The sequence below is a fragment of the Hymenobacter ruricola genome (genome assembly GCF_015694525.1).
In the GTDB taxonomy this organism is placed as follows: Bacteria; Bacteroidota; Bacteroidia; order Cytophagales; family Hymenobacteraceae; genus Hymenobacter; species Hymenobacter ruricola.
On the sequence record NZ_JADQDM010000001.1, the window covers coordinates 811,374 to 837,955 of the forward strand.

16 protein-coding genes are annotated in these 26,582 nt (G+C 66.9%); 7 read left to right on the forward strand and 9 right to left on the reverse strand.

The window, feature by feature from the left end:
• Positions 1–125 precede the first annotated feature (125 nt).
• Both I2H31_RS03590 and I2H31_RS03595 read left to right on the forward strand, forming a co-directional pair.
• Complete coding sequence (locus I2H31_RS03590) at positions 126–2,174, forward strand: alpha amylase C-terminal domain-containing protein (RefSeq protein WP_196291617.1); 2,049 nt, start codon at positions 126–128, stop codon at positions 2,172–2,174.
• A 60-nt stretch (positions 2,175–2,234) separates the two neighbouring features.
• On the forward strand, positions 2,235–2,840 hold the full coding sequence (locus tag I2H31_RS03595; RefSeq protein WP_196291618.1) for a hypothetical protein: 606 nt from the start codon (positions 2,235–2,237) through the stop codon (positions 2,838–2,840).
• A gap of 85 nt (positions 2,841–2,925) precedes the next feature.
• Here the strand turns inward: I2H31_RS03595 and I2H31_RS25445 are convergent, their stop codons facing one another.
• From I2H31_RS25445 to I2H31_RS03615, 4 genes are all read right to left on the reverse strand, one after another.
• Positions 2,926–4,104: a T9SS type A sorting domain-containing protein gene (locus I2H31_RS25445; RefSeq protein WP_196291619.1), complete on the reverse strand. Its 1,179-nt coding sequence runs from the start codon at positions 4,102–4,104 to the stop codon at positions 2,926–2,928.
• 30 nt (positions 4,105–4,134) lie between these two features.
• Positions 4,135–5,589 carry a hypothetical protein gene (locus I2H31_RS03605; protein WP_196291620.1) on the reverse strand — a complete coding sequence of 485 codons (1,455 nt, stop codon included), beginning with the start codon at positions 5,587–5,589 and terminating at the stop codon, positions 4,135–4,137.
• Positions 5,586–9,785, reverse strand: a complete 4,200-nt coding sequence (locus tag I2H31_RS03610; RefSeq protein WP_196291621.1) for a discoidin domain-containing protein — start codon at positions 9,783–9,785, stop codon at positions 5,586–5,588. The genes I2H31_RS03605 and I2H31_RS03610 overlap by 4 nt, the downstream gene beginning before the upstream one ends.
• Positions 9,786–9,944: 159 nt before the next feature.
• Complete coding sequence (locus I2H31_RS03615; protein ID WP_196291622.1) at positions 9,945–13,205, reverse strand: tail fiber domain-containing protein; 3,261 nt, start codon at positions 13,203–13,205, stop codon at positions 9,945–9,947.
• A 139-nt stretch (positions 13,206–13,344) separates the two neighbouring features.
• Here I2H31_RS03615 and I2H31_RS03620 point away from each other — a divergent pair, with 139 nt between their 5' ends.
• A complete protein-coding gene (locus I2H31_RS03620) occupies positions 13,345–13,980 on the forward strand; it encodes a response regulator transcription factor (RefSeq protein WP_196291623.1) in 636 nt (211 codons plus the stop codon).
• Positions 13,981–13,987: 7 nt separating this feature from the next.
• Here I2H31_RS03620 and I2H31_RS03625 read toward each other — a convergent pair whose 3' ends face one another.
• The 4 genes from I2H31_RS03625 to I2H31_RS03640 all read right to left on the reverse strand — a co-directional run bounded on the left by I2H31_RS03625 (position 13,988) and on the right by I2H31_RS03640 (position 19,771).
• Positions 13,988–15,733 (reverse strand): sensor histidine kinase, encoded by a 1,746-nt coding sequence (locus I2H31_RS03625; RefSeq protein ID WP_196291624.1) that lies wholly within the window; start codon positions 15,731–15,733, stop codon positions 13,988–13,990.
• A gap of 55 nt (positions 15,734–15,788) precedes the next feature.
• Entirely contained in the window at positions 15,789–17,669 is a 1,881-nt protein-coding gene (locus I2H31_RS03630) for a glycoside hydrolase family 13 protein (RefSeq protein WP_196291625.1), read from the reverse strand.
• Positions 17,670–17,832: 163 nt separating this feature from the next.
• Positions 17,833–18,303 (reverse strand): YdeI/OmpD-associated family protein, encoded by a 471-nt coding sequence (locus I2H31_RS03635; protein ID WP_196291626.1) that lies wholly within the window; start codon positions 18,301–18,303, stop codon positions 17,833–17,835.
• Between the two features lie 55 nt (positions 18,304–18,358).
• Positions 18,359–19,771: a glycosyltransferase gene (locus I2H31_RS03640; RefSeq protein ID WP_196291627.1), complete on the reverse strand. Its 1,413-nt coding sequence runs from the start codon at positions 19,769–19,771 to the stop codon at positions 18,359–18,361.
• A gap of 281 nt (positions 19,772–20,052) precedes the next feature.
• Here I2H31_RS03640 and I2H31_RS03645 point away from each other — a divergent pair, with 281 nt between their 5' ends.
• Both I2H31_RS03645 and I2H31_RS03650 read left to right on the forward strand, forming a co-directional pair.
• Entirely contained in the window at positions 20,053–22,539 is a 2,487-nt protein-coding gene (locus I2H31_RS03645) for a glycoside hydrolase family 31 protein (protein ID WP_230687412.1), read from the forward strand.
• Between the two features lie 120 nt (positions 22,540–22,659).
• Entirely contained in the window at positions 22,660–23,193 is a 534-nt protein-coding gene (locus tag I2H31_RS03650; protein ID WP_196291628.1) for a hypothetical protein, read from the forward strand.
• Positions 23,194–23,498: 305 nt separating this feature from the next.
• Here I2H31_RS03650 and I2H31_RS03655 read toward each other — a convergent pair whose 3' ends face one another.
• On the reverse strand, positions 23,499–24,188 hold the full coding sequence (locus I2H31_RS03655) for a hypothetical protein (RefSeq protein WP_196291629.1): 690 nt from the start codon (positions 24,186–24,188) through the stop codon (positions 23,499–23,501).
• A gap of 663 nt (positions 24,189–24,851) precedes the next feature.
• Between I2H31_RS03655 and I2H31_RS03660 the strand changes: the two genes are divergently transcribed.
• Both I2H31_RS03660 and I2H31_RS03665 read left to right on the forward strand, forming a co-directional pair.
• Positions 24,852–25,409: a transposase gene (locus tag I2H31_RS03660; RefSeq protein WP_196291630.1), complete on the forward strand. Its 558-nt coding sequence runs from the start codon at positions 24,852–24,854 to the stop codon at positions 25,407–25,409.
• 246 nt (positions 25,410–25,655) lie between these two features.
• Complete coding sequence (locus I2H31_RS03665; RefSeq protein ID WP_196291631.1) at positions 25,656–26,459, forward strand: DUF5694 domain-containing protein; 804 nt, start codon at positions 25,656–25,658, stop codon at positions 26,457–26,459.
• The last annotated feature ends 123 nt before the right edge of the window (positions 26,460–26,582 follow it).

Sequence of the window (26,582 nt, forward strand, 5' to 3'; positions counted from 1 at the left end):
AATGCCGCCCTTGCTACCAGGCGCGGAAAATTGCGGCCCAGCCTTGCCAAAACCTCGGCGAGCCCATTCAGGCCCTCGGCCAGTAGCTTTGGCGCGCTACATTTGACGAAAACCCTCCCTGCATCATGGCTAAGTCGAAAACCACCGCTCCGCCCGCCCCCAAAGCCCCGCGCCGGCCCCCGCTGGCCCTCGTCAAAAACGACGCGTGGCTGGCGCCCTACGAGCCCGTGCTGCGCCGCCGCCAGGAGCGCCTGCAGGCCCGGCTGGCCGAAATTGAGCAGTACCACGGCTCGCTGCTGAACTACGCCACCGCGCACCAGCAGCTCGGCCTGAACCACGACGCCGGGCGCGGCGGCTGGGTGTACCGCGAGTGGGCGCCGGGGGCGGAAGCCCTGTTTCTGGTCGGCGATTTCAACGGCTGGGACCGGCAGGCCAACCCGCTGCAAAAGCTGGATTTTGGGGTGTGGGAAGCGTTTTTGCCCGGTGCGGAATATGACCAGCGCCTGAGTCACGGCAGCCGCTACAAGGTGCACGTGGTGGCCCACGGCCAGGGCAAGGACCGCCTGCCCGCCACCCTGCGCCGCGCCGTGCAGGACGAGCACACCAAGGACTTCGCCGGCCAAATCTGGCGCCCGGAAACGCTCTTTGCCTGGACCGACCAGAAGTTCCGCACCGCCACGGCCGTGCCCGAACCGCTCATTTACGAAGCCCACGTGGGCATGGCCACCGAGGACGAGCGGGTGGGCACCTACCGCGAATTCGCTGAAAACGTCCTGCCCCGCATCGAGGCCGGCGGCTACAACACCGTGCAGCTCATGGCCGTGATGGAGCACCCGTACTACGGCTCCTTTGGCTACCACGTGGCCAATCTGTTTGCGGCCAGCTCCCGCTTCGGCACGCCCGAGGACCTGAAGTTTCTCATCAATGAGGCCCACCGGCGCGGCATTGCGGTGCTGCTCGACATCGTGCACTCGCACGCCGTGAAAAACGAGGCCGAGGGACTGGCCGATTTCGACGGCTCCGGCAACCTGTATTTTCACAAAGGCGCGCGCGGCAACCACCCCGGCTGGGACAGCAAGCTGTTCGACTACGGGCGGCCCGAGGTGCAGCAGTTTCTGCTCAGCAACCTGCGCTTCTGGCTGGAGGAATACCATTTCGACGGCTTCCGCTTCGATGGCGTGACCAGCATGCTCTACCACCACCACGGCGAGGGCGTGGCCTTCGTGGGCTACGACAACTACTTCGGCCCGGCCGCCGACGAGGACGCCATTCTGTACCTGCAGCTGGCCACCACGCTGGCCCACGAGTTCAAGAAAGGCAGCCTGCTGGTGGCCGAGGACATGAGCGGCCTGCCCGGCCTGTGCCGGCCCATTAAAGAAGGCGGGGTGGGCTTTGACTACCGCCTGGCCATGGGCATCCCGGACTTCTGGATTAAGCTGCTCAAGCACACGCCCGACGAGCACTGGCCCCTCGGCGACCTCTGGCACACGCTCACCAACCGCCGGGCGGGGGAGAAGACCATTGCCTACGCCGAAAGCCACGACCAGGCCCTGGTGGGCGACAAAACCCTTGCCCACTGGCTGTTCGATGCGGCCATTTACGCCCACATGCACAACGTGGACGGCGACCCCGGCGCGGCGCGGGCGCTGGCCCTGCACAAAATCATCCGCCTGCTCACGCTCTCAGCTGGCGGCGAGGGCTACCTCACCTTCATTGGCAACGAGTTCGGGCACCCGGAATGGGTCGATTTCCCCCGCGAGGGCAACGGCTGGAGCTACCGCTACGCCCGCCGCCAGTGGAGCCTGGGCGACAACCCCGACCTGAAGTTCCATCAAATGGGCAACTTCGACAAGGCGATGATTCAGCTGGCCAAAGCCCGGCACCTGCTGGCCGCCGGCCCGGCCACTCTGTTGAAGCACGATGAGGAAAACCAGGTGCTGGCCTTCGAGCGCGGCGGGCTGGTGTTCGTCGTGAACCTGCACGTGGAAAAAAGCCTGACCGACTACCGCTTCTGGGTGACGGAGGAAGGCAAGTACCGCGTGGTGCTGTCGTCAGACAACGGCCGTTTCGGCGGCTTCGACCGGACCGACGAGGCGTTTGCCTACGAGACGTACGAGCACCAGCTCAGCCTCTACGTGCCCAGCCGGGTGGCGCTGGTGCTGGCGCGGGGGTAGCCACCGGCAGGCTTTTGCTTACGCGTTCATCAACCATTGTCTTTTTTATATCATTATATCATGAAGGCACTTTTTGCACCAATGATTGGACTGGGGCTGCTCTTGCAGGGCTGCGCCGTCACCATCACGGGCTTCAATAGCGGCTACAAGAAGCTGTCGCCGTCGGAGCAGGAAAAAATCCGGTTTGTGGCGGCCGGAGAGGCCATCCCGGCTACCGGCAGCGGGCTGGTGTACGCCGTGAACGCGCAGAGCCTGCTCAACGCCCTGCCGGCCCACGACAGCAGCCTGGTCTACATCTGGGGCCCGAACTGTCACGGCAAGAGTTGCGCGTCGCTGCAAAGTCTGCAGGACGTGTGCAAGCGCAAAGGCTACCGCCTCTACGTGGTGGCTGAGTACTACGACATGGCCCAAATCAGCCTGCAAGCGCCCTTGGAAACCCCGTTGCTGGCCGTCAATCAGCGCTTCTACAAAACGGACTACTGCAACAAGTACACCCGGCTATTCTCCCAGGAGCTGCGCAACGGGCAGCCCCTGCCGGATAGTGTCCGGTACGCGCGCTATTACCTGTTCAAGGGAAAGTCGTTTGTCAAAGCCGCCAATGCAGTGAAGGACACTCAGCCGCAATTTCCGCAGTTGCAACAACTGGGGTTGCACAAGGCGGGCTAAGGCACAGTTGCTGTATTGAAATAAAAAATAAGCCCACCCCGCTGCACGAAGTGGGCTTAAGCGTGAACGGCCGGGCCGTCGCCGCTTACTCGCGCACCACGCGCAGGGTGCTGCGGGCACCGGTGGGCCCTTCGGCTTCCAGCAGGTAGGTGCCGGCAGGCAGGCCGTCGAGCACGGCGGTGGGCTGCCCGGTGGCGGCCGCGGCGGTGGCCAGGGCGCGGCCCAGCACGTCGCGCACGGTCAGGCGCAGGGGCTGGCGGCTGCCGTTGCCGGCCCACAGCGTGAGGGGGCCCCGGGCCACGGGGTTGGGGTAGGCGCTCAGGCCGCCCAGTTCCGTAGCCAGGGCGTTGCGCACGGCCAGCAAAGTGCTTTCGGTGGAGTAGGAAGCCGTGTAGGGCGTGCCAAACTGGGCGGTGGCGTAGTACAAGCTCAGCACCGGCTGGATGGAATTCCGGCGCCGGAAGTCGTCCTGGTAGTACTGCGTGATGGCGCCCTGCGTCATGTTCAGCACCTGCAGCAGCGCGGCCGGCGCCGGCGCCCCGTTGAGGTACACGCTGTCCTGCTCCACCGACAGCGTCCGCACTTGCAGCACCGGAATGGCCGACGAGCCCGTGGCGCTGCCCGCCACCGGCACCCGCACCGTGCCCCAACCGGCCACCGAATCGGTGTACGTGCCGCGCTTCACGAGGCGGAAAGGCACCTGGTTCAGCCCCGCCGTGGCCACCGTGATGATGCCCGTGGTGGCGTAGCGAAAAGAGCGGCGGTAGTGGGCGCCCGCGGAGAGGGGCAGCGCCACGTCTACCAGGCCCGCGCCGAGGGAAATGGTTTGGCGGTTGATGACCACCGAGTCGTTGGCCCCGCCCGTGAGCGCCCGCAGCGACGTGGCCTGCCGCGCCACGGTGCGCCCCAGGCTGATGCGGCCGTTGGCCGTCAGGCTGTAATACGAGGTGATGTTGTAGGCCAGAAAGCCCACCGGGGCCGTGCGGGCGCGGGTCCATTGCGCGCCGGCAATGCTGGAGTTGGCCGGCACGGGCAAGTAGGGCAGGGCATAGGCCTGGCCGCTGGGCGTGAGGCTGCGGTAGTCCCAGGCTTGGTTGGCGCCGGTGGGCGTAGCCGAAACGGAAGCGGGCAGGTTGGCGTCCTGGTAACGCTCGGCGGCCCCCGCGGCGGCCGGGAAATCGGCCTGCGTGATGGTGATGGGCGTTTGCGCAGCGGCCGTGAAGCCGGCAGCCAATAGCGTCAGCGTGAGTAGCGGTTTGTTCATAAGAGAGGTGAGAAATGACAAGAGAACGGGCTATTCGCGCACCACTTTCAGGGCGCGGTGGTAGTGGTTTTGCGTGATGCTGAGCACGTAAACGCCGGCGGGCAAGGCCGCGGCTTCGGGCAGCGCCACGGCAGTACTGCCCGGCTGCAGGCTGGCCTGGCGCGTGAGCAAGGCGCGGCCCACGGCATCGTGCAGGGCAACGACAGCCGGCCCGGCTTCGTCGGTCCGAATCAGCAGATTCAATTCCGTGGCGAAAGGCTGCGGGTAAGCCTGCACCGCAAAGCCGCTTTCCAGGGGCACCTGCACGGTGCGCACGGGCGAGAACTGGGCGGTGCCGTCGCGGTCCACCTGCCGCAGGCGGTAGTACACGCGGTCAGTGGCGTAGCGGGCCAGGTTGGGGTCCGTCAGCGAATAGTCGTGGCGCTGGCTGCTGCTGCCCTGGCCGGCCACCGTGCCGATGCGGCGGTAGGTGCGCCCGTCGGGGCTGCTTTCCACCTCAAACCGGTCGTTGTTTTTCTCCGAGGCCGTGGCCCACTTCAGCAGGCCGTCGGCGCCCCGCCGCTCGGCCGTGAAGGCCAGCAGTTCCACCGGCAGCGGGGCCGCCGCGGTGCTCACCGTGAAGCGACCGAGACTGCCGGTGGTAGCCGCCAGACTACGGGCCGCGCCGTTGGCCGGGCTGCCCAGCGCTTGCCAGGCCGCACCGGCGCCCGGCACGCGGTACAGCTGTCCCTGCCCGAAGGTGAGGCCGTTATCGTCGTCGGCCAGCCAGCTCAGGGAGGCTTCCACGGCGGTGGTCGGGGCCTGGTCGGCGTCCACGGTCCAGAAGCGGTCAATGCTTCGCTGGGTGGCGTTGCCAGGGTTGGCGTCGAAGCTCACGCCCGCCGTTTGCAGGCCGGCCGTGCGCGTCACGCGCACGGTGCCCAGGGCGTTGCCGTTGGGGTTCAGCACAAAGCTGTTGCCAAAATCTACCGGCGCGGTGCCGGCCAGGGCGGCGCGCTCCACGCGCAGGTTGCCTTGCACGTAGCGGCCGGTGGCTTCGCCGCTTAGGGTGGCGCCGTCGGGCAGTACCGCGGTGGCGGCGGGCGCGGTGCGCAGCAGGCCACTGGTCAGGAGCAGTTGCTGGCTGGTGGTGAGGTCGGCGGGCAGCAGCACGCGGTTGTTGCCGGCGGGGCCGGAGTTGCGCACTTCCACATTGGCCAGGGTGGCGCCGCCGGGCGTCAGGGTCTGGTCGGCGGCGCCGTTCAGGACGACTTTGCCGCTGGCCGGCACCACCGTGCCCGCGTTGGTGAAGTCGCCACCTACCTGCACCGTGCCGCCGGTGGTGAGCGTGGCGCCGGTCTGGTTATTGAGGGCGCCGGGCACGGCCAGCAGGGCGCCGGCTTCCACGGTAAGCTGGGTGCCGGTGTTGGTGAGGCTCTGGGCGTGGGCCGTGGCGCCGGTCAGGGCCAGCACCAAAGTGGTTTGAATGGATAGGGTACGCATCATTTCACGGAAGCTTTGGTGCCCAGCATGTTTTCCAGGGCTTGCAGGCGTTGGGCGAGGTTGGCGGTTTGGGTGCTCGCCTCGGCCTTGAACTGCTGCAGTTCGGCGCGGTTGCCGGCGGCTTCGGCCTTGAGGACAGCGTTCTGTTTTTGCAATTCGGCGAGCTGGCGGGCCAGCTCCTGGGTGGCGCTCACGTTGAGCATGGCCAGGGCTTCGTAGTCGACGGTGCGCACGTCGGCGTGCTCCAGGCCGAAGACAAAGACTTGCTGGCCGGCCAATTGGGCTGCGCCGCGCACCAGCCACTGGGTGCCGCCAGCCGCTTTGGCCACGGTGCCCGTCACCTCGCCGGCCGGGCCGATGAGCTTAACTCGCTGGCCAGCCGTGGCCGCCGCCGCTTTGGGCAAGGTCAGGCGCAGCAGCGAGTCGCCTTCGGCCGTGGCCGAAGTAGCCAGCGCGTACACGTCGGGCAGGAAGCCGGCGTGCTGGTTGACGGCCTGCGGAAACACCGCTTCCACTTCCTGGGCGATGACTTTCTTAAAGCGGCGGGTGCCGTACTGCACCCGGTCGCGCATGGTGTAGTCGGTGATGCGCAACTGATTCAGCAAGGCCAAATCGGCCGCGTTATTCGACAAGCCAATGACGGTTTTGAGGCGGCGGTCGGAAGTGGCGTTGAACTCCGAGGCCAGCACGCGGCCCGTGGCCCGGATGCTCACCGGGCCCGTGTTGCTGCCGCTGTAGCCCACCGAACCGCTGCCGTTGAGGAAACCGTAGGCGAAGTTGCCGGGCGTAACCGGGGCGCTTTGCACGTCGAGCGGGAACGCGGGGTTGGCCGTGCCGATGCCCACGCGGCCGCCCTGGGCGTCGTCGGCCAGGATGGTGGTGCCGCGCAGGTAGTTTTTGTTGTCGCCAGAGTAGCGAATCCACGAGTCGCCGGGCAGGTGCACCGAGCCATTGGGCACGTCCAGCGCGGCCACCGGGGCCGAGGTGCCGATGCCCAACTGGCCCGCTTTCAGCACCATCGGCGTGGCGCCGCCGCCGGCATTGAGCTGGCTGTTGTTGTGCACGCCGCCCGTGAACCAGGCAAACGAATCAGCGGAGCGGAAGTACTGCGTGTTGTCCTGAATACCGATGCCGTAGTTGGTGTCCCACAGGTTCAGCATCTGCCGGGTGGTGGTGCCGAAGTTCGCGTTGCCACTGGCGTCCATGCGCAGGCCCAGGCTGCCGCCGCCAGTGAGCAGGTTGCCGTTCAGGTTCAGGTTTTGGGTGGCGGTGTGGTTGCCCAGGTTGTCGGCCGAGGAGGGCACGGTCACGCTGCCGCCGTTGGTGAGGCTGATGGTGGAGCCCGAGATGCTCAGCGTCTGGTTGTGGGCATCCACGTAGGTTTTTACGGCCTTTTGGGTAGGCACCGCGTCATCGGCGTTGCCGGCCAGCGTGGCATCGGCCGAGAAGGTGTTCACCACGGCACCGCTGCCCAGTTGCAGGGCCCCCGGGTCCACCCGCAGGGCCACCGCCGGAGCGGTCTGGTCCAGCAGTCCCCATTCATTCACCTCCACATCGCTGCGCGCAGAGCCATCGGAGGCCGTTTTCACCAGCAGGCGGTAGTAGCGGTAGGCCGTGGTGTTGGCAAACGAATAGCTGTTGGTCACGTCCACCGGCTGGGCCGCGGCCACGGTGTGCAGCGTCGTCCAGGCACTGGCGTTGTTGCTGCCCTGCAGGTCCCAGGTGCCGGAGGCGGCGAACGAGCGGCGCAAATAGATGCTGTAGCGACTGATAACGCGGGGCTGGCCGCCGTAGTCCAGCTGCAGCCACTGGGGCATTGGCTGGTTTAAGGCGGCCGACCAGCCCGTGCCGGTGTTGCCGTCGATGGCATTCGCTGCGGGGGTGCCGGCCAGCGTCGAGGAGGCCGTTATCGTGGCCTGCGCCGCAACATTGGGGCCACCGCCCAGCAGCTGATTGGTGACGTGCAGGGCCGCCGTGGGGCTGACGGTGCCCACGCCCACCCGGCCGTTGTTGTCGATGCGCAGCCCCGCGTTGCCGTTGTTCGACAGAAAGTTGTCGTTCAGCTTCAGGGGCTGGGTGGCGGTGTGGTTGCCCAGGTTGTCGGGCGCGGCGGCCGTGGTTTGCACCGTATTATCGGGAAAGCGGAAGCCGCCGGTGCTGCTGAACACCTGCCCCGCCACTTCCAGCTTCTGGCCGGGGCTGCCAGCGCCAATGCCCACGTTGCCGGTGCTGCTGATGCTCAGGCCCGTGGTGCCACCGCTCACCAGCGCGTTGCCGTTCAAATCCAGCGCCTTGGTGGCGGTGTGGTTGCCCAGGTTGTCGGCCCCCACCGGCAGCGTCACCGTGTTGCCTCCGCCAAGGCCCAGCGTTTGCCCGCTCAGCGTCAGCCGGGGGGCCGTGGTCTGGGTGGTGCCGTCCGGGAATTTTAGCCCATTGCCGCTGCCGCTAATCTGCACGTTGCCGGCCACGTCCAGCGCTTGGCTGGGGGTAGCGGTGCCAATGCCCACGCGGGCTTGGCCGCCGTTGTTTTGCAGGGTCAGCACCTGAATGTTGCCCGCGCCAGGGGCAATGCTGCCGGCCGCAGTGGTGGAGCTGTTGAGAAAGAAATCCAGGTTGTTGCCCGCGCCGGCGGCCTGGTCGTCGTGGCGCGAGCGCAGCCAGTGTCGGTAGCCGCCGGTGCGGTACTGAAAGGCCACGGCGCCCGGGTCGTTGCTGCCGTTGTTGTCGGCCCCGGCCAGCAGGTCGAGGCGACCCACTCCCACGAGCTGGTTGCCGTTCAGGTTCAGGTTCTGGGTGGCGGTGTGGTTGCCCAGATTGTCGGCGCCGTTGGGCAGCGTCACCGAGTTGCCGCCGCTCAAACTCAGCGTCTGGCCCGCGAGGCTGAGCTGCTGGTTGCCGATGGCGGGCACTGCGTTGGCCAGCAGCCCGCGCGCCACCTTGCGGATGGCGTTGACGTTCGTGTCGCTGAGGTAGAGCAGTCCCCCGCTGGGGTCCACGGCCACGCCCGACACGTACCCGAACCGGGCCGTGGCCGCGGGGCCGTCCTGGTAGCCGTTGGTGTTGCCGGCCAGGGTGCTCACGGTGCCATCGGGCAGCACCTTGCGGATGCGGCCGCCGGTGAGCGACCCCACGTAGACCGCCCCCGCCGCGTCCACTGCCACGCTCACGGGCGTGTTGAATTGCGCCGTGGCGCCCGGCCCGTCCTGGTTGCCGGCCGTGCCCGAGCCGGCCAGGGTGCTCACCGTGCCATTGGGCAACACCTTGCGAATGCGGTGGTTGCGCCCGTCGGCCACGTACAGCACCCCCGCCGCGTCCACGGCAATGCCGCTCGGCGTGTTAAAAAGCGCGCCCGCGCCCGCCCCGTCCTGGTAGCCCGCCGTGCCCGAGCCGGCCAGGGTGCTCACGGTGCCGTTGGGCAGTATTTTCAGGACCTGGTTGCCGGCCACGGCGTACACCACGCCGCTGGCATCCACGGCCACGGCCGCGGGCCCGCCCGCGCTGCCCGTCAGCGCCAGGGTGCTCACCGTGCCGTCGGGCAGCACTTTGCGGACGCGGCTCCCGGCGATGTCCGCCACGTACACCACGCCGCCAGCATCCACGGCCACGCCGTAGGGCTGGTTGAACGAAGCCGACGCGCCCGGCCCGTCCTGCGCGCCGCTGGCCCCGGAGCCGGCCAGCGTGCTCACGGTGCCGTCGGGCAGTATTTTGCGGATTCGGCTGTTGACTTGGTCGGCCACGTAGAGCACGCCCGCCGCGTCCAGGGCCACCTGCCGGGGCAGGTTGAACTGCGCCGCCGTGCTGGGGCCGTCCTGGAAGCCCTGCCCGGCGCCGGCCACGGTGCTCACCACGGCGTTGTTGTCGTACTGCGCCGCCGTGCCCGTGGGCACCACGCCCAGGGCATTGGGCACCAGCCCGCTGGGCAGCTGAATCCAGTTCACCCCATCGAAATAGTAGAAGCCCGCCGAGGCGTCGGTCTGGTACACCAGCAGGCCCTTGGCCGGGCTGCTGATGGCCTGCCGCTGGGCCGTGCTCAGGCGCGGGGCCAGCAGGCCCTTGCTGCCGGAAGTAAGGTCGAGCAGGGCCGAGCCGTCGGGCGTGGCCGTGCCAATGCCCACGCCCCCGGTCTGGGCCTGGGCGGCTTGGTGCCCGCCAAGGATGAGGGCAGCCCCTAGCAAGGCACGGCGTATAGTTTGGTTCATAAATGAAAAGGCTGTTTGCAGATGAGTTTCGGGGGCGTGAGGCAAAGCTCCGACGGCAGGCCACCGGCCCGCAAACCAAGCTTGTACCTCATTTGAGGACTATTCAAAAAGGCCGGCTTCGCACGAAGCCGGCCTTTTCAGCTCTTTGCTCTTTGACCTCTAGCGGGCCTCGGCGCGGGTACCGAGCAGGTTTTCCAGGGCCTTGAGGCGCTGGGCCAGCTCGGCCGACTGCGCGGCCTGGGCTTCCAGCCTTTCAAGCCGGGCGTGGTCGGCGGACTGCGATGTTTGCAGGGCGGTGTTCTGCTGTTTCAATGCTGCGTTTTGCTGCTGCAACTCGGCGAGCTGGCGGGCCAGCTCCTGGGTGGCGCTGACGTTGAGCATGGCCAGGGCTTCGTAGTCGACGGTGCGCACGTCGGCGTGCTCCAGGCCGAAGACGAACACCGGCTGGCCGGCCAGCTGCCGCGCCCCGCGCACCACCAGCGTGTTGCTGGCCGAAGCGTGGGCCACGGTGGCCACTACCTCGCCGGCCGGGCCAATGAGTTTCACGCGTTGGCCAATTGTGGCTGTGGCCGCGGCCGGCAGCGTGAGGCGCAGCAGCGAGTCGCCCACGCTTTGTACGGCAACCGCCTTGGCGTACACGTCGGGCAGGAAGCCGCTGTGCTGGTTGACGGCCTGCGGGAAGATTTCCTCCACTTCCTGGGCAATGACTTTTTTGAAGGGACGGGTGCCGTACTGCACCCGGTCGCGCATGGTGTAGTCGGTGATGCGGATTTTATTCAGCAACGCCAGGTCCGCCGCCCGGTCGCTCCGGCCGATGACGTTTTTCAGGCGGCGGTCAGACGTGGCATTGAATTCCGAGGCCAGCACCCGGCCGGTGGCCCGAATGCTGACCGGGCCGGTGTTGTTGGAGCCGTAGCCGGTGGCCCCGCTGCCGTTGAGGTAGCCGTAGTTGAAGTTGGCGGGCGTCAGGCTGCGCTGCACATCCAGCGGGAAGGCCGGCGCCGTGGTGCCGATGCCCACGTTGGTGCCGCTGAAGGTGATGTAGTTGGTGCCGGCGAAGTCGGGCCCGTCGTTGAGCTTGAGTTTGAACCCGTCGCCCGCGTCCAGGCCAAAGGAAGCCCAGGCGTTGTTGGGCGAATGCACCACCATGTAGGGGCTGTTTTGGCGGATTTCCAACGGGCCGTTGGGCAGGGCCGCGTTGCTAAAGCCCGAGCCGATGCCCAGGCGGCCGTTCTTGAGCATCATCTGCATGGTGCCCCCGCCGCCGGCGTTAAATTGGTTGTCGTTGTGCACGCCGCCGGTGTACCAGGCAAAGGCCTCGCCGGTGCGGAAGTACTGCGTGCCGCTCTGGATGCCAATGCCGTAGGTGGCATCCCACAAATTAATCATCTGGCGGGTGCTGGCCCCGAAACCCAGGTTGCCGCGCACCGCTGCGTTGCCGTTCACGTCGAGCAGCGCGCCCGGCGTCGTCGTCCCAATGCCCACGCCGCCGCTGCCTTTGGGCATCAGGTTCAGGGGCTGGTCGGCGTTGGAGCCGGCGGCGTAGAGCGAGTTGTAGCCGATGCCCACGCCCTGGGTGCCGTTGGAGTGGCGGAATTCCGCCCCGTTACTGGCCTCACTGAAGTCGCCGGTCACGTACAGCGTCCGGCCCGCGCCGTGGGTGCCGCTGCGGGCCACGCTCTGCACGTCGAGGCGGTTGGCGGGCGTGTTGTTGCCGGTGCCGATGCCCACGTCGCCGTTGCTCTCGAAACTCACGTTGGGCGTGGTGCCGAAGTTGTCATCGGAATAGAAGCGAATTGGGGCCGCATTGGTCACCAGGCGCATGAAGTTGCCGCTCAGGCGCGAGTACAGACCCAGGTCGGTGGTGCCGGTGATGGCCGCCCCGCCGCGCTGAATCACGCCGCCGGGCAGCAGCAGGCCGCCGATGCTGCTCACGCCCAGGCCCTGGCTGCTGCCGTTGCCCAGCAGCTGGTTGGTGCCCAGGTTCAGGTTTTGGGTGGCGGTGTGGTTGCCCAGGTTGTCGGCCCCGGCGGGCAGGCTCACCGAGTTGCCGCCCGTCAAACTCAGCGTCAGGCCGTTGATGCTGAGCTGCTGGGCGTCGGTGGGCAGGGCCTGGGCAGCCAGGTTGCCGGCGTTGTCGGTGGTGAGCATGCGGGCGCCGCCGCCGGCCAGGGCCTCAAAGCGGGCGTTGCCGGCTACGTGCAGCGCGGCCTGCGGGCTGTTGGTGCCAATGCCCAGGCGCGCGGCCGAATTATTCCAAAAGAACTGACCCGAATTGCCCGCCAGCTTGCTGCCATCGCTGAAAATGACGCTGCCCGCCGCCTGCGAGGTGGTGGCGTTGTTGAGGCTGATAACCGGCGCCTCGGGCTGAAAGGTGAAGGAGAGCGTGACGTAGCCGGCGCCGTTGCGGTAGCCCTGCGTGTGCACCACGTTGCTGGTTTTGGCGGGGTCGGCATAGGAGCTGCCGCCGCCCGCACCCGCGTTGCCGTAGCTGGCGCCGCCGCCGTAGTAGCCGCCCCCGCCGCCCGCCGCGCCGTGGCTGGCCCCGTCGCCGTCCATGCTGGCGCCCAGGCCCAGCGTGGCCGGGATGGAGCTGCAATAGCAAAACTGCGCCGGCGGCGTGCCGTCGGCCCCGCCGGCCGTTTGGGTGCCGCCCGTGCCGGGCACGCCGGTGGGGTTGCCGGCGCTGGGCAGCAGGCCGGTGCCGCCCGTGAGGCCGCCGCCGGGCCCGCCCCGGGCATAGAAGCCCGAGCCGCCGCCGCCGCCCGCCACCAGCACCCGGTCGGTGAGGGCCGTGCCGCCGATGCGGATGTCGGTGGCCCCGCCGCCGGGCTCGGAGCCGCGCCCGCCGCCGTTGTAGCCGCCGTCCTGATACAGCGAAGTGGTGATGTAGCCTCGGTCGCCGCCCACCACGATGGTGAGCACCTGGCCAGGGGTGACGGCCAGCGTGGCCTGCACCCGGCCGCCCGCCCCGCCCCGGTAGCAGTTGGAGCAGTTGTCGATGGTGCGGCCGCGGGCCCCGGCCATGTCCACCTGCACGCTCGTGACGCCGGGCGGCACGGTCCAGGTTCGGGGGGCGCCCGTGTAGCCAAAGGACAGCACCTGCGGGGCAGTGGCGCCGGGGGGCAGCCCGTTCACGGCTTCGGTCCAGAAGAAGCCGTTCCAAGTGTTGAGCTTGCCTGAATCGGTGTTGTAAACGGTCAGGCCCGCCGCGGGGCCGCTGATGGCGTCGCGCTGGGCCTGGCTCAGGCGTGGCGGCAACAGGCCTTTGGTGGAGGAAGTCACGTCGAGCGCGGCCGAGGCGTGGGGCGTGGCCGTGCCCACGCCCACGCCGCCGGGCGTGGTCTGGGCCTGGGCGGCGGGCCGTATTCCAAACAAAATGCCTGCTACGAGGCGGGCCGCGCGTAAGGGTTTGTTCATAAACGGGGGCAGCGAAGAGGGAAAGCAAATGCGGGGCAAAATTCCCGCAGGCACTTCCGTTGCCGCAACCCGGGGCTATACCTCATTTGAGGACATGCCCTGAGTTGCCCCGGCCGGCCCGGCACCGGACCTTTGCCCCATGACCCGTATCCGCCTTGCCATTGTGGAAGACGACCCCGAACTGCGCGAGCTGCTGCACGGCTACCTCTGCGCCCAGCCCGAGTTCGAGTGTGTGCTGCTGGCCGGGTCGGTCGAGGCGTTTTTGGCCGAGCTGCCCGACGTGCGCCAGGCGCCCGAAGTCCTGCTGCTCGACATCCACCTGCCCGGCCTGAGCGGCCTGGAGGCCCTGCCCCTCATCAAGCAGCGCCTGCCCGACACCGACGTGCTCATGCAAACCGTGTTCGACGACGCCGACCGCATCTACCAGGCCCTGTGCGCCGGGGCCAGCGGCTACGTGCTCAAGCACACGCCCCTGCCCGAGCTGAAGGAGGCCGTGCTGGAAGTGCACCGCGGCGGCGCGCCCATGAGCCGCTCGGTGGCCCGCAAAGTGCTGGCCCATTTCAAGCCCACGCCCTCGGTGCAGGCCGATTTGCTGTCCGAGCGCGAGCGCGAGGTCGTGCAGGCCGTGGTCGACGGGCTCAGCGACAAGCAGGTGGCGGCCCGGCTCCACCTCTCGGTCGAAACCGTGCGCACCTACACCAAGCGCATCTACAAAAAGCTGCAAGTCAGCGGCCGCACCGAGCTCATGAGCCGCTCGGCCCGCGGGCAGCTGTAGGGCCCGTTCAGGCCGGCACGCTCAGGGCCACGCTGAAGCCGGGGCCGTCGGTGGGGCCGGCCAGCAGCGTGCCTTGCAGGGCGCTGGCGCGCTGGCGCATGCTGCGCAGGCCCAGGCCGCTGCTGCGCCCGCTGGGCGGGGCGGGCTGGCCGTTGTCGCGCACCAGCAGCCGGAGCTCCCCGGCTTCGCGGGTGAGGCTCACCCACAGGTCGGTGGCGCCGCGGGCGTGGCGCACGGCATTGGTCACGGCTTCTTTAAAAATGAGAAAGAAGTGCTGCCGCAGCTCCGAGGCCAGGGGCCAGTCGTCGGCGAGGCCGGTCACGGCCAGGTGGGTGCGCAGGCCCGCCGGGCCGGCGGCCTGGTCGAGGTAGTCGCGCATGCGGTCGAGCAGGGCGCCGGTGGTGTCGGCCTGCGAGTCGATGCCCCACACGATGTCGCGCATCAGCCCGGCCGCGGCACGGGTGTTGGTCAGCAGGCGGTCCAGCGCCGGGCTTTCGGCGGGCTGGGTCTGGCGCAGCACGTCGGCCTGCATGCTCACGCGGGCCAGCAGCGTGCCCACTTCGTCGTGCAGGTCGGCCGCGATGCGGTCGCGCATGCGCTGGGCGGCCGCGCGGCTGGCCAGCCGGTGTCGGTGCCGCTGGCGCAGCACCACCAGCCCCAGCATCAGCCCGGCGCCCAGCAGGCCGGCCAGCAGCAGCAGGGTGCGCTGGCGCAGGGCCGCGTCGGAGCGCTGGGTGCGGGCCTGCAGCTGCGAGATGCGCTGCTGCTGCTGGTCGAGGGCGTAGAGGGTGCGCAGCTCGCGCGCGTGCCGGGCGCTCGATTCCTCAAACACGCTGTCCTGCATGGTGGTAATGCGCTGCTGGTAAGCCAGCGCCTCGCGGTAGCGGCCCAGCTGGCTCAGGGCCGGCACGGCGGCCTTCATCAGCTCTATCTCGTCGCGAAACTGCTGCGTTTCGATGGCCTGCTGCCGGGCCGCCGCCAGAATGGCCACGCCTTGGGCCAGCTGTCCCCGGCGCACGGCCAGCTGGCCCCGCAGCAGCTCAAACACCAGCTGCGCGCCCACTTTGCGGGGCGGCGGGTAGAATGCCGCGGCCGAATCGAGCAGCGCCGCGGCCTGTGCAATGCGCTGCTGCCGGAGCGCCACGGCCGCCAGGTTGGCCTGGGCCATGCCCGCACTGCGCAGGTTGTTGCGTTGCAAGGCCAACTGCATGGCCTTGCGGTAGTTCTGCGCCGCCAGCGGGTAGTCGGCCACGCCAAAGGCGCAGTCGGCCAGGTTCACGTAAATGCCGCCCAGCTGCTGGCGGCCCGCTTCGGTGTGCGGCACCAGGCGCAGGGCCTCGCGTCCGTAAGCCAGCCCCGTCGACTCGTGCAGCAGAAAGTAGGAATAGCAAAGCCACTCGCAGGCAATGGCGGCCCCCAGCGAGTCGTGCACGGCCAGGTAGCGCCGCCGGGTTTGCAACATCTGGATAATGGCCAGGCTGGGCTGGTTTTCGTGCAGGTAGTGGCCGGCCAGCGTGGCCATCAGCTCGGTGCGCACGGCGTAGTGGAGGTCGGGGCGGCGCAGCAGCCGGACGACGGCCGGGGCGGTGCGCAGGTCGATGCCGCCGCGGGCCAGCCGCAGCTGCGTGGCGCGCGGCCAGCGGGCAAACTCCGGCCGCGCAAGGCTGTCCGGGGCCGCCGGCGGGGCCGCCCACGCGCCGCCGGCCGCCAGCGCCCAGGCCCAAACCAGTAGCCACGCCCCGATGCGATTCATGGGTGCAAGTTACAGGCGGCCCCTGAACCACGTCACCCGCCGCGCGGCTGGCTGGCTACTTCCCCAGCTCCAGCACCACGGCGGTTTTGGCGGGTAGTTGCAGCGTGGCCAGGCTGCTTAGGCTCTCGCCCGTCAGCACATTTTTGGCCTTCGTGAAGCCAGCCATGCGCTCCGAGAAGCGGCCGGTGGGCAGCGCAGTGGGTTTATCGGTGGGGTTGGTGGCCACCAGCACCGTTCCGGTGGCGTCGTAGCGGAAGTACACGTAGAGGCCGTTTTCGGGCAGGTACTGCATCAGCTTGCCGGAGTGCAGCACCGGGTGGTCGCGCCGGTAGGTGGCCAGTTTTTTCACAAAGTCGAAGGCTTCGTTTTCGCGGGCCGAGCGGCCGGCGGCGGTGAACTTGTCTTCCTTATCGCCGGGCCAGCCGCCGGGGAAATCCTTGCGCACCTCGGCATCGGTGGGGTCCTTGAAGTTTTTCATCAGGATTTCGGTGCCGTAGTACAGGCTGGGGATGCCGCGCGTGGTGAGCAGCCAGGTCAGGCCCATCTTGTACTTGTCCAGGTCGTCGCCCACTTCGGACAGGAAGCGGTTCTGGTCGTGGTTGTCGAGCAGGGTCACCAGCTTGGTGGGGTCCTGGTACACGCCGTCCTGGGCCAGGGCCTGGTAAAAGTGCTGCGGGCCGTTGTCCCAGCCCGTGACGCCGGGCGTGCCCACTTCCTTGAGGCCGGCGAGCATGGCGTACTCCAGCACGAAATCGATGGTGCCGGGCTGGTTCGACTTGAAGGGAAAGTTGATGTTGTTGCGGGTGTAGTGGGCCTGGTCCACCACGTTGTTCACCATCGACTCGCCGAAGATGTGCAGGCGCGGGTACTCAGCCAGCAGCGCGGCGTTGCAGCGGTTCATAAAGGGCTGGTCGTTATACATGTAGGTATCGATGCGGTAGGCATCCACGCCGAAGTATTCCACCTGCCAGATGGCGTTTTCAATCAGATAGTTGGCCACGTAGGGGTTGCCCTGGTTGAGGTCGGGCAGGAAGGGCACAAACCAGCCGTCGAGCGTGTTTTTGCGGTCCGATTGCGCGGCGTGCGGGTCGGTGATGGGCTGGTAGCGGTAGGTGGTGTTGGTGTAGGTGGGCCACTGGTGCAGCCAGCTTTTCATGGGCAGGTCCTGCAGTATCCAGTGGGTGTTGCCCACGTGGTTGTACACGGCGTCCTGCACCACCTTCAGGCCGGCGGCGTGGGCCTTTTTCACGTAGTCGACGTAGGCCGCGTTGCCCCCGAAGCGCTTGTCGATGTTGTACTGGTCGGTGAAGCCGTAGCCGTGGTAGGAGGCGCGCATGGTGCCGCCCTCGTTGGTCAGCGGCTGGTTGTTTTCGATGAGCGGGGTGAACCAGATGGCCGTCACGCCCAGGTCTTTGAGGTAGGGCAGGCGCTGGGCCGCGCCGGCCAGGTCGCCGCCGTGGCGGAAGAAGGGGTTGGCCCGGTCCAGGTTCGGGTCGCGCAGGTCGGCAAACTTGTCGTTGCTGGGGTCGCCGTTGGCAAACCGGTCGGGCATGGCCAGGTAGATGAAGTCGGCGGCCGTCACGCCCTGGGCTTTGGGCGACTTGTCGCGGGCGCGCAGCTCCCAGGTTTGGGTTACGGTCTGGGGGCCTTTTTTGCCCACCAGCCGCACCGTGCCGGGCTTGGCCGTGGGGGAGATGGTCAGGTCCAGAAAGGCGTAGTTGGGGTTCTCGACGGCGTTGGTTTTCAGCAGTTTCACCCCAGGATAATTTACGGTGTACGTCAGCGTGCCGGCACCGAGGCCGTGCACGAGCAGCTGCACGTTGGGGTTTTTCATGCCCACCCACCAGTTGGTCGGGTTCACGCGGTCGATGCTGACAGATTGGGCGCCGGCCAGCAAGGGCAGCAACAGGAGCAGCAGGAAGCAGCTTTTTTTCATGGGAAGAGGTGTGGGTGGGATGCCAACGGGGGAGAAACACAACGAGGCCAAACTTACCGGGCAGGAGTTAGCGCAAACGTTTGCTCAAATATAAAGCACGCGAGATGTCTCGGCTGCACTCAACGTTGCGTTCGGCCTTCAGGGAACCAGAAAAGGCCGAAACTCAGCCGCGCTTGCGGCCCTGGTTCAGCAGCTGCACGGCTTCGCCGAGGCGTTTGGCGCGGGTTTCGGGCTTTTTAGCGCCTTCCAGCCAGCGCACGTACTCGCGCTGGTGGGTGTAGGCCAGCTTGGCGAAGTAAGCGGCGGCTTTGGGGTTGGCGGCGAGCTGCTCGGCGAGGTCGGCGGGGGCTTCCATTTTGCGCTCGGCCACGTCGCGCGATATGGTGACGCGCACCGTGTCGCCCACGGTTTTGTCGATGGCTTTGCGGATTTGCTTGAGCAGGAGCAGGGCGTGGTAGCCATCGCCGAGCGGTGCGGCGCTGCCCTGATAGGGGTAGCCATCGAAGGTGGCCTGCACGGGGATGCGGCCGCGCGTGCCGTACACCTCCTGCACCGAAAAGGGCAGCACCACAAACACGCCGCCGTGGTCCTCGCCGGCTTCTAAAACGGCTTCAAATTCGTGTTCGGGCTGCATGCGGAGAAGGGAAATTAAGATGGCTAAGCGCAAAGAAAACCAATCCGGGCCGCTTCTACCTGGCCGCCACTTCGCGCAACACGGCCCGCACACCTTCCTCATCACCCGCCGCCACCACCCGCACCTCCTGCACATCGGCCCCGTACTGCTCCTGCAGCTGCTGGCGCACGGTTTCGTTGGGCACCAGCACGAGGCGGGCCCGGCGCAGGGTCAGGCGCTCCACCTCCGGCAGCCAGCCGCCCGCGTTCGCGCTGAATGCGTGGGCCAGGCTGGCGGCGTACAGCACCAGTGGCCGCCGCGAGCGGTTGCGAATTTCCAGCGCCGCCAGCCAGGCCGGCCAGTTGGGCGCGTAAATCACCTCAAAATCGGTGCGGCCGTGCACCAACTGCGCTGCCTGCCGGGCGTACTGAATCATGCGGTAGTTCAGGCCATCCAGCGCGGGCGTGCGAACGGTGAGCGTGGGCGCAGCTGGCCGCGCCGGTTCCGGCTGCGGCATGGGTTGCGGCAACTCAGCTTCCGCTTCCGGGGCGCTGGGAGCGGGCGCATCTGGCGTTAAGTTGTCTTCCGGGGCCGCTAGGTCGTTGGCTTCGGCCGCGCCGATTTCCTCCGTGGGCTCGTCAAACGCCTCGGCGCGAAGCGTGGTAGCCGGGAGTTGCCCGGCATCCTCTGCCTGGGTCTGCACTGGGACGTCTTCGTTCTCTGCAGGCTCTGCGGCTAGCGGCGGAGCGGCCGCCGACGAAAGCGGACTGAAACCCGACGGCCAGCTCAGGGCCGCGTGCGCCAGGTCGGCGGCTTCGCGCACGGTGGGCGCGGGAACGAGCGGCGGCACGGGCGCCAGCACCGGCGGCCCGGCCGGCACGCTGGCCCCCAGGTACGGCGCGGCCGGCGCGGCCCAGCTCAGGCGCTGCGGGGCATTGGCGCCGGTGGGCCACTGGCTGCGGATGGGGCCGGGCGAGGGCGCCGTCGCGGTAGTGGGCGCGGGCAGCACGGGGTTTGTTTCGGCAAAGCCACTGGCCGGGCGGGTGGCCGGGGCGGCGGCCAGGTCGTCCAGCCCCACCAGGAGGGAGGAAAACGCCGCGGCGGTGCCGGTGGCCGCCGTTTCCAGGCGGCGCGTGCCCGGCGCCTCTTGAGCAGCAGTTTCACCGGCTTCGTTGGTAGCATGCTTCGCAGCTTCAGCTTCTGGAGCGGCTTCTGTGTCTGCAGTTGCAACGGTCTTTTCTGCATTTCCATTGGCTTGGAAAGCGAACCCGGACGCATGAGCTTCGGCTGTTGCTTCGGCCAGTTCATTTCCAGCATGACTTTCTGCCTGCGCTGGCAAATGCGGGTATACGGCCAGCACGGCCCGTTCCTCGGCCAGGTGATAGACCAGTGGTAGGGTAGGGGGCAGGGCCGCGCCGCCGAGCACGGCCACGCTGGGGTCGGCATTGTCCCAGGCCAGCAGCAGAACGGAAAAATCGGACGGGGTCATGGGCGGATTGGAAATGTAGCGTGGACTCTGCGAGTCCGCGTTTTGGCTGGCACGGCCCCGGCGCGGACTCGCAGGGTCCACGCTACAGCGGCGCCCAGCGAATGCGCAACGCTCATATTACCCCCAATGCTACGGCAGCGGAGCCACATCTGGGCGAAAAATCTTTTTGGCCAGCCCGGAAAAAGTATCTTGCGTACTTAACCCTCGCTTAACCGGCCTGGCCGGTCTTTTTTTGCCCCGCCGCGTCCCCGCGCCGCCTTTTGCTCAGAACCCCGCTTTTTATGGATACCTCGATTCAGGAAAACAACTACATGGTGAACGACCTGGCGGCCAAAAGCCACCAGGAACACTACCCCGGCGAAGTCATTCGCGCCGAAGAACTAGACGGCAACCGCTTCCTTTTCAATTGCCAGAACGGCGTGCGCCTCATGCTGCACGTGCTTTCGGATAAAATCCTGCGCTTTCGCTACCTCACAGATGGCCCGCTGAACCCCGACTTCTCCTACGCCGTGCCGGCCGATGCCACCACCCGCCTGGCGCCTGCGCAGGTAGAATTTCGTGAGAAGCCCGACCACTACCGCCTCACCACGGCCCGCCTCATCTGCATTGTGCAGAAGGAAAACCTGAAGGCCCGCGTGCTCGACCGTTCCGGTACTATCCTCAGCGACGACGAAAAGGGCTTCCATTGGGAGTACGACTACGATTCGGGCAACGACATCGTGAAGATGAGCAAGCAGGTGCCGCCCGGCGTGCACTACTACGGCCTCGGCGACAAGCCCGACAACATGAACCTGCGCGGCAAGCGCTTCACCAACTGGGGAAGTGACACCTACGGCTACACCAAAGGCTCCGACCCGTTGTACAAGAACATCCCGTTCTACCACGTGCTGCACCAGAAAATTGCCCACGGCATTTTCTTCGACAACACCTTCCGCGCCAGCTTCGACTTCGCCGCCGAGCGCGCCGACGTGACCAGCTTCTGGGCCCAGGGCGGCGAGCTGAACTACTACTTCATCTACGGCCCCACGCTGATGGAGGTGACCCAGGAATACACCCTGCTCACCTGCCCGCCCGAGCTGCCACCCCTCTGGACGCTGGGCTACCAGCAGTGCAAGTGGAGCTACTTCCCCGAGAGCAATGTGAAGGAAATTGCCTCGGGTTTGCGGGATAGAAAAATCCCCTGCGATGCCATTTATCTGGATATTGACTACATGGAGGGCTACCGCTGCTTCACCTGGAGCAAGCAGCACTTCCCCGACCCCAAGCGCATGGTGCGCGAGCTGGCCGAGGACGGCTTCAAAACCGTCGTCATCATCGACCCCGGCATCAAGATTGACCCGGAGTATTCGGTGTACCAGGAAGGCATTGCCAACGACTACTTCTGCCGCCGCGCCGACGGCCCGCTGATGAAGGGCTCGGTGTGGCCCGGCCTCTGCAACTTCCCCGACTACACCAACCCCGAGGTGCGGACCTGGTGGGCCGGCCTGTTCAAGGAACTCATCCAAGACATCGGCGTGAAGGGCGTGTGGAACGACATGAACGAGCCGGCGGTGTTCGAGAAGGGCACCTTCCCGCCCGATGTGCGCTTCCACTACGACGGCCACTGGGCCTCGCACCAGAAGGCGCACAACATCTACGGCATGCAGATGGCCCGCGCCACCAACGACGGCGTGAAGCAGTTCTGCTACCCCAACCGGCCCTTCACTATCACGCGAAGCACCTACAGCGGCGGCCAGCGCTACTCCTCCGGCTGGACCGGCGACAACATCGCCTCCTGGGAACACCTCTGGCTGGCCAACATCCAGTGCCAGCGCCTGAGCATCTCGGGCTTCAGCTTCATCGGCTCCGACATCGGCGGCTTCATCGACTCGCCCACCGGCGAGCTTTATGCCCGCTGGATTGCGCTGGGCGCCTTCCACCCGTTCTTCCGCACCCACAGCTCCGGCGACCACGGCGACCAGGAGCCCTGGAGCTTCGGCGAGGAGGTGACGGATTTGGCCCGGCACTTCATTGAGCTGCGCTACCGCCTGCTGCCCTACATGTACACCACGTTCTGGCAGTACGCCACCCAGGGCACGCCCATGCTGCGCCCGCTCACCTTCCTCGACCAGCACGACACCGAAACCTACCTGCGCATGGCCGAGTTCGGCCTCGGCGACAACCTGCTGGTGTGCCCCATCACCCAGCCCGGCGCCGACGGCCGCTGGATGTACCTGCCCCGCGGCGACTGGTTCTACTACTGGACCGACGCGCCCACCAGCGGCGGCGCCGAAGTCTGGGCCACCGCCGACCTCACCCGCATCCCGCTCTTCGTGAAGGCCGGCGCCGTGCTGCCCATGCAGCCCGTGCTGCAATACGTGGGCGAGCGCGCCATCGAGCAGCTCACCCTGCACGTGTACTACAAAAACGGCACCGCCGAGAGCGTGCACTACGACGACGGCGGCGAGGGCTACGGCTACACCGAAGGCCAGCGCACCCTACGCCGCTTCACCGTGGCGGGCTCGCCGCAGGAGCTGGTGCTCACCCAGGCCATCGAGGGCGACTACGCGCCCAGCTACGCCACCTACCGCGTGGTGCTGCACGGCCTGCCTGGGGCGTTAGAGGCGACGGCCGACGGCCAAGTAGCTGAGGTAGCAGAAGTGACTTTGGAAACGGGCTTGGTGCTGCCCAGCCTCGTGGTGCCGGTGGGCTTTGGGGAGGTGCGGGTACGCGTGGCGTCGGCGGCGGCGGGGGAGAAGGCGGAAGTGGCGATTGTTCCGGTGGCATAAGTTTCTTATTGTTTCAAACAGAAAAGGCGTTCCACGGAACGCCTTTTCTGTTTGAAACAATAACCACCGTTATAGTGAAGAAAGCAAGTCGCTTTTTTCGAGTAACCACCTCTTTTGGTTATGACCAAACTATTTACGTTTCTACTTGCCTGCGCTGAACTCCTGTTGGCTTGCCTGGGCAGTGGGTGCCGCGAAACCACTTCCCCTCACGGCTCTACCGAGGTGGGCTTGGTCTACGATTACATCGTGCAGCATGATTCTCTCGTGCATGGTGAGTTCGTGGTGCTAGTACCCGCTGGTTTTCATCGTTACAGCGAGGAAACGAAATTTTCCAACTTCGCCTTCCGAAGCGAAAGGATAGGTCGCTCTTTGGATGCGGCCCTGCTTCTCACCGTACGACCGGAGTGCTTAGCAACGCCTAATACATCGGCTGAATGGCAGGCCTTGCGTACCCAGCTCAACGCTTCTGGCACCGAAGCAAATGCCATTTTCTTGGCCTTCTCAGCCCAGTGTAATGGTCGCGACGGCCGGCACTATTATTACGTGGAACGCTCCGGCGTGGAAGCTGGCCGTCGCAAGGGCTCTTATGAAGGGGATATTTATGTGGTGTATCAGGGGCGAATCGAGCGCGAGATTCTTGTGTGGATTAGTTAGCTTATGTGAACTTCAGATAGCGCACGTCTGCACCGCGCTGCCGCCTAGTCTTGTTTCTCAGCGGCCCAAGTTGCCTCAGTGCCCTTGGAAACGGGGCTGGCGTGCGGTGAGAGGCGGGGGGTGGGCGCGGTAGAGACGCAACATGTTGCGTCTCCTCGTTGAACGACCGGCGTCAGAACGGGGACGCTGGGGCGACACCCGAACGGCGCGGTTCCGGTTGTTCAACGACGAGACGCAACATGTTGCGTCTCTACCCCCATCAAAAAAGGCGCCCCACCGGGCGCCTTTTTTTGCACAACACGCTCCTACGCCTTGGGCGGCACCGGCCCGGCCCCCGGGGCGGGCGCGTCGGTCACCACGTAGTCCTCGTACTTGCGGGCGTCGGTGGTGGCGTAGCGGGCCTTGCCGATGGCGCAGAGGTCGATGAGTTCCTCGTAGAGGGCGTTGCCGGCCAGGATGCGGGCGTCGGCGGCGCGGCCCCGGGCGCTTTCCGCGTCCTGCTGCTGGCCCAGCCGCTCCAGAAACACAGCGGCCGAGGCGGCCAGCTCGTCCAGCATGGCGGCCGTGAGGCCGGCGCCGGCGTACTCGGCCAGGTGGGCGCGGCCCACGCGCACCACCCGCAGCAGACCCACGTAGAGGTCGGCCTCGGGGCCGTTGGCCAAGCCGGCGCTCCCGAACATCTTGTAGCTGGCCGAGCGCGCATCGTGCACCGTGCCCACGATGCCCATGATGCCTTGCAGCTGCGTCACGGCCGTGGCCTGGGCTTTTTCCTTGGCCAGGGTGGCGTTCTGCTTGGCGGCGTCGAGTTCGATGTCGGTGGGCAGCAGCTCGAAGTCCTGGCGCTGCTTATCGAAGGCGGCCACGCGGGCGGGCGTGATGCCGCGGGCGGCCAGGTCGGCGGCGTCGCGCACGAGGTAGCCGTGCTTCTCGAAGCTAAGCCGTATCAGCTCGCTCTGGGCCATGTTGAAGAGGGGAGTGGGTTGCGTTTGGCGCATCGGTAAAGGGGGTAAAAGGGTAATGGGATAGACAATTAGCCCCAACCGCAGCCGGAGGTGCCCCGAATGTAGCAACCCCCGCCGCATTTCCCGCCGCCCGGCCCGCGCACCCCTTCGGTGCCCCGGCGAAAGCCACCGGCCCAGCGGCGTGGGCCTCCGGTTGTCCGGCGCGGGCCTCCGGTTGCCCGTCGCACCCCTCCGGGCACGCAGCCCCTCCCTCCGGCCGGTCAGCGCGCCCCTCCGGACGCTCAGCGCAAGCTCTTTTCGGGCGTTCGGAGGGGGGCGCCGGGCAATAGCCGCGCCCGGCCGGGCGGTGGGGCGGGGGCGGGCCTGCGGCGGCCGAGGCAGTTGCCGGTGCCAAAGGCCGTGTGGTAGGGTAGGGAAACTTAGGCGGGCAGGCAGGGGTTGGCCGCTTCCCTTCGGCGCGGCCCCGCCGCCACCGTGGCGGCAGTGCCCCTGGAAATGGGGGCTGGGGGTAGAGACGCAACATGTTGCGTCTCGTCGTTGAACGATTACGTTTGCACGACACTCGCACGGGGCGGTTCCGGTCGTTCAACGAGAAGACGCAACATGTTGCGTCTCTACCGGCTGGTGTTTCAACGATGCCCGAACGACACGGGACCAGTCGTTCAGCGACGAGACGCAATATATTGCGTCTCTACTATGGCAAACTTGAACGGCTTGTATAATGAGCGGTACCGCATCGACTCCGCGCGGCGGGTGGGGCACGACTACGGGCAGGGCGGTGGCTACTTCGTCACCATTTGCACGAAAGACCGGACGCCGTGTTTCGGCGAAATCGTGCCCGCCGCCGGGGCGCTCACAGATGCTTACCTAAACGGCAACGACCTGGCCGTGCGGGCCTGGGACTGCTGGCAGCAGGTGCCGCAGCACTTCCCCTTCGCCCGGCCCGATGCATTCGTGGTCATGCCCGACCACGTGCATGGCATCTTGTTTTTCGACCGTCCCGCCACGTATGCCGGGCAGCCCGAGGCCCGGTTTGGCCCGCAATCCAACAACCTCGCTTCCGTGGTCCGTGGCTTCAAAGTGGGCGTAAAGGCCTGGGCCACCCGGCAAGGCCTTTCCTTTCAGTGGCAAGCGGGCTACTACGACCGCATCATTCGCGACGAGCGGGAGCTGGAAAAAATCCGTGACTACATCCACGGCAACCCTGCTAAATGGGCATCCGAACAACACAACGAGCTCAGCCTGTTCCGGTAAAAACGCCACCCGGTGCGTCTCGTTGTTGAATAACCAGAACCGCGCTGGCCAGGGTGTAGAGACGCAACATGTTGCGTCTCCCCGTTGAACGACCGGTCTCGCATTGTTCGGGCATCGTTCGGGCGTCACTGTTCAACGACGAGACGCAACATGTTGCGTCTCTACACCCCTACCCGTTGCCCCCGAAAGCCGTATCAGCCGGGACGGGGCTGCCGCTGGCGCCACCTCGCCCCAACGCTCCCGACCATGAAGCACCTCAACCTACTGCTCCTGCTGTTGGCCCTGCCCCTGAGCCATCTGGCCAGTGCGCAGCCGGCCAAAACCAAAATCCTGCTGCTCGGCACCATCCACTTCGAGACGCCGCACAAAGACCGGTACGAGCTGAAAACCGACGATTTCCGCAGCCCCCGCCGCCAGCAGGAGCTCGAAGCCCTCACGGCGGTGTTGGCCCGCACCCACGCCCGGCAGGTGATGATAGAGCGGCCCCACAAGCGGCAGGCGGCCGTCGACAGCCTCTACGGGCAGTACCTGGCCGGGCGCTACGCCCTGGCCGTGTCCGAGCGCGAGCAGCTGGGGTTCCGGCTGGCGCGGAAGCTGGGCCTGCCCCACATCACCTGCGTCGATGAGCTGAGCACCAACCCCCACGACAGCCTGATGGCGGCCACGGCCGCCAGCCAGCCAACGCTGCTGCGTGACATGGGCATGGCCGCCACCGCCCTGCTGGGCACCTTCGACGCGGAGCTGAAAAAAGGCACCCTCACCGACGTGCTCCGCTTCATCAACCAGCCGGCGCAACTGCGGGCCAACCTGGCGCTCTACCTCCAGTACATGGCCCGCATCGGGGCGGGCCAGAATTTCGCCGGCGCCGGCGCCGTGTCCGACTGGTACCTGCGCAACCTGATGATTTACGCTAACATCATCAGCCAGGTGCGGCCCGGCGATGGCTACGTGGTGCTCATCTTCGGCCAGGGCCACATCCCCATTCTGAAACACCTGCTGGAAAACAACGACCAGTTCGAGGTGGTGGACGTGCAGGCCGCGCTGCGCTAAGCAAGCGCCGGGCGGGCGGCGCGGGCAAAGAACGAGGACTCGGCACGAACCCACGCCCCAAAACCCACCCGAAGCCGCCTGGTGCCGCGCGTCGCTTTTGGTGCTAGCTTGCCGGACCATGGC

Bases quoted from the DNA above. Each gene is read 5' to 3' on its own strand.
- I2H31_RS03590 (WP_196291617.1), top strand. From the start codon at position 126: ATGGCTAAGTCGAAAACCACCGCTCCGCCCGCCCCCAAAGCCCCGCGC.
- I2H31_RS03595 (WP_196291618.1), top strand. From the start codon at position 2,235: ATGAAGGCACTTTTTGCACCAATGATTGGACTGGGGCTGCTCTTGCAG.
- I2H31_RS25445 (WP_196291619.1), bottom strand. From the start codon at position 4,104: ATGAACAAACCGCTACTCACGCTGACGCTATTGGCTGCCGGCTTCACG.
- I2H31_RS03605 (WP_196291620.1), bottom strand. From the start codon at position 5,589: ATGATGCGTACCCTATCCATTCAAACCACTTTGGTGCTGGCCCTGACC.
- I2H31_RS03610 (WP_196291621.1), bottom strand. From the start codon at position 9,785: ATGAACCAAACTATACGCCGTGCCTTGCTAGGGGCTGCCCTCATCCTT.
- I2H31_RS03615 (WP_196291622.1), bottom strand. From the start codon at position 13,205: ATGAACAAACCCTTACGCGCGGCCCGCCTCGTAGCAGGCATTTTGTTT.
- I2H31_RS03620 (WP_196291623.1), top strand. From the start codon at position 13,345: ATGACCCGTATCCGCCTTGCCATTGTGGAAGACGACCCCGAACTGCGC.
- I2H31_RS03625 (WP_196291624.1), bottom strand. From the start codon at position 15,733: ATGAATCGCATCGGGGCGTGGCTACTGGTTTGGGCCTGGGCGCTGGCG.
- I2H31_RS03630 (WP_196291625.1), bottom strand. From the start codon at position 17,669: ATGAAAAAAAGCTGCTTCCTGCTGCTCCTGTTGCTGCCCTTGCTGGCC.
- I2H31_RS03635 (WP_196291626.1), bottom strand. From the start codon at position 18,303: ATGCAGCCCGAACACGAATTTGAAGCCGTTTTAGAAGCCGGCGAGGAC.
- I2H31_RS03640 (WP_196291627.1), bottom strand. From the start codon at position 19,771: ATGACCCCGTCCGATTTTTCCGTTCTGCTGCTGGCCTGGGACAATGCC.
- I2H31_RS03645 (WP_230687412.1), top strand. From the start codon at position 20,053: ATGGATACCTCGATTCAGGAAAACAACTACATGGTGAACGACCTGGCG.
- I2H31_RS03650 (WP_196291628.1), top strand. From the start codon at position 22,660: ATGACCAAACTATTTACGTTTCTACTTGCCTGCGCTGAACTCCTGTTG.
- I2H31_RS03655 (WP_196291629.1), bottom strand. From the start codon at position 24,188: ATGCGCCAAACGCAACCCACTCCCCTCTTCAACATGGCCCAGAGCGAG.
- I2H31_RS03660 (WP_196291630.1), top strand. From the start codon at position 24,852: ATGGCAAACTTGAACGGCTTGTATAATGAGCGGTACCGCATCGACTCC.
- I2H31_RS03665 (WP_196291631.1), top strand. From the start codon at position 25,656: ATGAAGCACCTCAACCTACTGCTCCTGCTGTTGGCCCTGCCCCTGAGC.